We start from the raw sequence: 5,523 nt of genomic DNA on the forward strand, positions 1-5,523 counted from the left end.
AGCTCGGGCTGGGGGGATTCGTCGCCCTGCTGGCGGCCGTGGCGCCCCAGGTGGCGAAGGCGGACGCACGGACGGATCCGGAAGAGCGCCCCGGCGTCCGGCTGCTCGACAGCCACCACGCAAAGCACCACGCCCGGCACCATGAAAAGAAGGAAGAGGGCACGGGCGGTTCAGGCGACGACACGTCCTGGCCCAAGATTGGCGGGCACTGGGGGCTCGCGGTGCCGCTGGTGAGCTTCACCGACGAAGACACCACGGGCATCTTCGCGGACTTCATCCAGGTGGGCATCGCGCCGGGCATCACGGTGAAGCTCAACGAGAAGTGGGCCGTGGACTTCGAGTTCATCGCCTTTTCCCGCTGGCAGTTCTCCGACAACGGAACGCCCGCGCGCGCCAGCACCAGCATCGTGGTGGATCCGGGCGTCGTCTACGACTTCGGCAGCTTCTCCGGAGGGCTGCGCACCGCCGTGCAGGTGGGCGAAGGCGTGCCGTTCAACCTGGGCCTCGTGCCCATCATCAACAAGGGCTTCCCCATCACCGAACGCCTGAAGTGGTTCGTGGAGTTGGATCTGCCCTTCTTCTTCACCGGCACGCCGGGAGACGGCGGCGTCAGCTTCACGCCGCTCGTACAGACGGGCATCGCGTTCTGACGCGGGTCAGGGCCGGAACGCGCGCCCGCGTCTTCCGGCCCCCGGCCTGTACGAAGCGCTATTGGAACACCCGCCACGGAGAGGTCGGGGCCGACGTTGACGGCCGCACCACGAGCGGCGCCTCCCAGGTGATGTGGTACTCGGTGTCCAGCAGGCCCAGCTTGCGGCCCTGGATGCGCGGGTTCCTGGCGCCCACCATGGTGAGCACCTCGCGCAGCACGCCCTCATGGTAGGGCGCGGGCATGAAGTCGCGCCGCATGACGAACAGCGCCTCTGACTCCCCCTTCCACTCCACGGAGCGGTCCCCATAGCTCACCGCCATCTGGTAGCCGGAGGGCAGGTTGGCCACGAGCTTGCGCGTGTCACCCGCGGCCAGCAGCAGGAAGGTGCGCCCCACCGCGGACTCCAGGAAGCTGCGCGTGGCCTGCATGCCCATCTGCCGCAGCGCTTCGTCCGCCCCACCCCACCGGGGCGCCAGCACGCGCGACGCCACCTGCGCCATCTTCAGGAAGCTGGACACCGGGTAGTTGAAGAAGCCCACGAACCGGCGCTCCTCCGTCGCGGCACGACAAGTCACCACCGCGTCGTCACCCATGCCGCTGCGCACCGTCTCCAACACCCCCAGGAAGAACATGCCGCGCGCGGTGTCCTGCTCCGTGGCCGCCATGCGTCGGACCGCCCAGTCCGCATCCACCTGACCGGTCTCCCTCGACGGCTTCGCCTGTGCCTGCATGCCACCTCCCTGACCACGTACGTGGAGCTGTTCGCCACACTGAATGAAGGGAACGTCCCGGGTGCGTCTCGCGGCTTGCGTCTACGGATGCACCGGCACCGCGACATCCGGCACGCGCGCGTCGGGAAACAGGACGGTGAAGCGGGAGCCGTGACCGAAGTCGCTCTCCGCCTGGATGCGGGCGCCATGCCCCTGCACCAGGCTCTTCACGATGGCGAGCCCCAGGCCGGTGCCACGCAGCTTCGTGGTGAACATGGGCTCGAAGATGCGCTCCAGGAGCGGCGCGGGGATGCCCGGCCCGTCGTCCGTCACGCGCAGGCTCCAGCCGCCGTCCACCGACTGGTCGGCATGGACACACACCTCGCCCGTGCGCTCCGGAGGAATGGCCTCCACCGCGTTCTGGATGAGGTTGACCAGCACCTGCCGGAACTGCTCGCGGTCCAGGTGGGGCACCGGCAGTCCGTCCGGCACTTGGTTGTTCACGCGCACGCCCTCGCGCACCGGCACCACGCTGATGGCTTCCTCCACCAGCGGCTTGAGCGGGCAGGGCATGAAGCTGGGAGGCCGCCCCTTCGCGTAGTCCAGCAGGTCGGAGATGATGACCGTGCACGCCTGGAGCTCCCGGTCGATGATGTCCAGGAAGCGCGGGATGCGAGGGTCCGTGGTGCCCGCGTCCGTCTTCAGCATGCGGCGCAGGACGAACGCATGAGCCGTGCGCGCGGCGGCCAGGGGATTGCGCAATTCGTGGCTGACGCTGGCGGTGAGTTGCCCCAGCGACGCCAGCCGCTCCAACCGGCCCGCGTGGTCGCGAAAGGCGAGCACCTCCCGCACGGCCGCGTCCAGTTGGCCCGCGCGCAACGCCAGCTCCCGCTCGCTCGACTGTTCCGCATGGGCCTGGCGTTCGGCCTTCTCACGAAGCTCGCGCACCGCGTCCCGGCAGGCCACGAGGAGCACCGCGTCGATGACGGCCACCCAGAAGGCGTGCTCCAGGAAGCGCCACCACTCCGGGTGGAGCTGCCCGTAGATGGACTCCGGCCACAGCGCGCCCCGCAGACAGTGGTCCACGACGATGGCGCCGCTCGCGGTGAGCAACACCTTTGGGTCCCGGTAGAAGGACAGCACCGCCAGCGAACCGAAGATGTGGAAGTGCGTTTCGATTCTCCCCCCCGTCAGGTGGATGAGCAGCGCGGACCACAGCATCTGGTTCACCGCCACCACGTGACGCGTCAGCACCTGGCCCGGCAGCAGGCGCGTGAGCAGCACCGGGAACAGACTCAGCACCCCACCCAGCAGCACCGCGGTCTGCACGTGCAGGTGCACCCCGCGCACCCGGCCCTCCCAGCCGTACGGCGAGAAGAACACCGCCACCAGGATGGCGCTCGCCCACTGCCCCAGCATCAGCCAGGTGAACAGCGCGTCCACCCGCCCGCGAGAGTCACGCAACTGCCGCGCCAGCAGGGCCTCCGCCCGCCCTTCCTGACATTGAGAGACATACGCCGGGACATGAGTAAAGGACGCGGACATGTGCAAAGACATCTCTTCACCCGACCATGATGGTGGCGGAAGCGATTAATCCTGTAAAATATGAACTACGCGCAAATCAATGAATCAACCATGCTGCTTCAGGGCACGATGATTGGTCGCGTATGAACACTGTCGTCCCCCCTGCCCCGCGGTGTGGGGTGGGCCTGACGCAAGCCCGCTCCAGTCCCCCGCATTCGCCCCGACGGTACTTCTACGCTGCTTTCAGGCTGAAAAGAGCATCCTGCACCCAGGTCCTAGTCTGTCGAAGACATCTGGCAATGAAAGACGTCTGGACGGGCAGCAGCGCACACGTCGCCCGGGCACGCACCTCTCCCTGCAAGCCCTGGAGGGCAATGCCTGACAGCCCTTCAGGGCAATGCGGAGAGGGTCCGGGGCGAAGGCAGCTCGAGCGTGGCGTCCGTGTCGCCCCGGGGCAGCTCCCGGGCGGCGGGAATGAAGGTCATGGCGCGCTCGGCGAGGGCGGTGATGGTGAGCGAGGGATTGACGCCAGGGTTGGCGGAGATGGCCGCGCCGTCCACCACATACAGCCCGTCATAGCCATACAAGCGGTGTCGTGAATCAATGGCACCGGTGGTGGGCGAGTCGCCCATGCACGCTCCGCCCAGGATGTGCGCGGTGGTGGGAATGCCCAGGACGGTTTCGCTGACCATGGTCATGGGGTAGCCGTCCAGCTTGTCGGAGACGCGCTTCGCGAGGTCGAAGGCCTCCGGCATGTTGACCGTGGGCGCGGGGCCTTCCTGCAGGCCGGTGGTGAGGCCGGTGCGGAAGCCGGTGCCCGGGGCGCGTCCGCGCCGCATGCGCAGGTGGCCCTCCATGGTGCGCATGTAGAGCAGGATCATCGTGCGGCGCGCGAAGTCCGGGACGAACATCGCCTGGAGGAAGCGCACCGGGCGCCGGGCGATGATGCCCACGAGGCGGGCCAGGCGGGTCACCAGGGTGGCGCCGGGGACGTGGGGCGCCATCAGCAGGCGGAAGAAGCCGGAGCCCGCGGGGTAGCGCACCGGCTCCAGGTGCGAGTGCTCGTCGGTGTGGAGGATGGACCCGATGGCGATGCCCTTGGACAGGTCCTGGTCCTTCTTGCCGCTGACGATGCCGATGAGGGCCTCGGAGTTGGTGCGCACCCCGTCGCCTACGCGCGGGGACAGCTTGGGCAGTCCGTCTGGACGCTCCTTGAGCTTGAGCAGCAGGTCCAGGGTGCCCAGCACGCCGCCGGCGAAGATGACGTGCTTCGCGGTGAAGCGGCGCGTCTTCCTGAAGAAGCCCGTGCCCTGCTTCGCGGTGACTTCGTAGCCGTCACCGTCGGGCAGGGGGCGCACCCAGGTGACCTCCGTGTCGGCGTGGAGCGTGAGGCCGCGCTTCTCCGCCAGGTAGAGGTAGTTCTTGTCGAGCGTGTTCTTGGCGTTGTTGCGACAGCCCAGCATGCAGCCGCCGCACGCGTTGCAGCCGGTGCGCTCCGGGCCCTCGCCGTTGAAATAGGGGTCCTTCACGGTGACGCCGGGCTCGCCGAAATAGACGGCCACGGTGGTGGGCTGGAAGTCGGGGCGGCCCAGGTCCTCGCCCACGGCCTTGAGCACCTGATCCGGGAAGGTGGTGAGCGGATTGACGGTGGCGCCCAGCATGCGGTGGGCCGTCACGTAGTGCGGCGCGAGCTCCTCCTTCCAGGGTGCCAGGTGGCCCCAGGAGGTGGCCTCGAAGAAGTCGTCCTTCGGCACGGGCAGCGTGTTGGCGTAGACGAGCGAGCCGCCGCCCACGCCGACGCCGGACAGCACGGTGACATGACGGAAAAAGGTCATCTTGAACAAGCCGCGCCATCCGAGCTGGGGCATCCACAGCCAGCGCTTCAGGTTCCAGTTCGACTTGGGGAAGTCCTGGCCCTGGAGGCGGCGGCCCTTCTCCAGCATGACGACGCGGTAGCCCTTCTCGACGAGCCGCAACGCGCTGACGCTGCCGCCAAATCCCGAGCCGATGATGAGCCAGTCGCAGTCCATGACGTCCTCCACCCGGGGCGGTGCCGCTCCCCCAGGAGGTCCGCACTGTATGCCAACGGCGCGGGCGGTCCGCTGGGACGTGGCGCATGGCCCCGGAAGGGTTGGGACGGAGGGCTAGCGCTCCGTGGCCTGCTTCCTCGCCCGGCGCGCGGCGGGGGTGTTGGCGACGAACTGCCGACCCGCGCGGGAGCCCGTGCGCTTGCGGCGTTCGGTGGCCTTCTTCTGGGCAGGGCTCAGGTGGGCCCAGGCCTCCTTCGGAAGGTAGCGGGAGGTGGTGCGGCCGTGACGGGCGCGGGTGCCGCCGTCCTGGGTCTGCCACGCTTCCCGCGTCCAGGAGGACAGGTGGCGCTGCGCCGTCGCGCGAGGCCCCGAATAGCCGCCGCCGGCCTTCTTGTACTCACTGGCGAGCAGTTGCGCCTTGCGGGCGCTCCACTGGCCGGGCCGTCCGCCCTTGTCGCCCTTCATGATGCGCTTCTTGAGGCGCTCGCGAAGCGCGGGGTCGCTGTAGCGCCCCTTCGCGGACGCGGGGCTCTTCTTCGCGGTGCGCTTCGCGGGGGCCGCGGCCGTGTGCTTGCGACGGGGGCTCCGGGTGGGGGCGGCGTGGGCC

5 protein-coding genes are annotated in these 5,523 nt (G+C 68.9%); 1 reads left to right on the plus strand and 4 read right to left on the minus strand.

The window, feature by feature from the left end; genetic code table 11:
* Positions 1-650: hypothetical protein (locus D7V88_RS43355; RefSeq protein ID WP_158625252.1), on the plus strand; the 650-nt coding region annotated here is incomplete at its 5' end.
* Between the two features lie 58 nt (positions 651-708).
* Here the strand turns inward: D7V88_RS43355 and D7V88_RS38480 are convergent.
* From D7V88_RS38480 to D7V88_RS38495, 4 genes are all read right to left on the minus strand, one after another.
* A complete protein-coding gene (locus D7V88_RS38480) occupies positions 709-1,383 on the minus strand; it encodes a DUF2378 family protein (RefSeq protein ID WP_120545511.1) in 675 nt (224 codons plus the stop codon).
* Positions 1,384-1,464: 81 nt separating this feature from the next.
* The gene (locus D7V88_RS38485) at positions 1,465-2,907 is read right to left on the minus strand and encodes a sensor histidine kinase (RefSeq protein ID WP_120545512.1); all 1,443 of its coding nucleotides are present in this window, start codon (positions 2,905-2,907) and stop codon (positions 1,465-1,467) included.
* Positions 2,908-3,275: 368 nt separating this feature from the next.
* A complete protein-coding gene (locus D7V88_RS38490) occupies positions 3,276-4,916 on the minus strand; it encodes a GMC oxidoreductase (protein ID WP_120545513.1) in 1,641 nt (546 codons plus the stop codon).
* A gap of 114 nt (positions 4,917-5,030) precedes the next feature.
* Positions 5,031-5,523 (minus strand): hypothetical protein (locus tag D7V88_RS38495; protein WP_120545514.1); only part of this gene is annotated, 493 nt, incomplete at its 5' end.

The organism is Corallococcus terminator, from assembly GCF_003611635.1.
Classification (GTDB): domain Bacteria; phylum Myxococcota; class Myxococcia; order Myxococcales; family Myxococcaceae; genus Corallococcus; species Corallococcus terminator.

What these genes read in the sequence shown, in the direction of transcription:
- D7V88_RS38480 (WP_120545511.1), bottom strand. Translation starts at nt 1,383, where the DNA reads ATGCAGGCACAGGCGAAGCCGTCGAGGGAGACCGGTCAGGTGGATGCG.
- D7V88_RS38485 (WP_120545512.1), bottom strand. Translation starts at nt 2,907, where the DNA reads ATGTCCGCGTCCTTTACTCATGTCCCGGCGTATGTCTCTCAATGTCAG.
- D7V88_RS38490 (WP_120545513.1), bottom strand. Translation starts at nt 4,916, where the DNA reads ATGGACTGCGACTGGCTCATCATCGGCTCGGGATTTGGCGGCAGCGTC.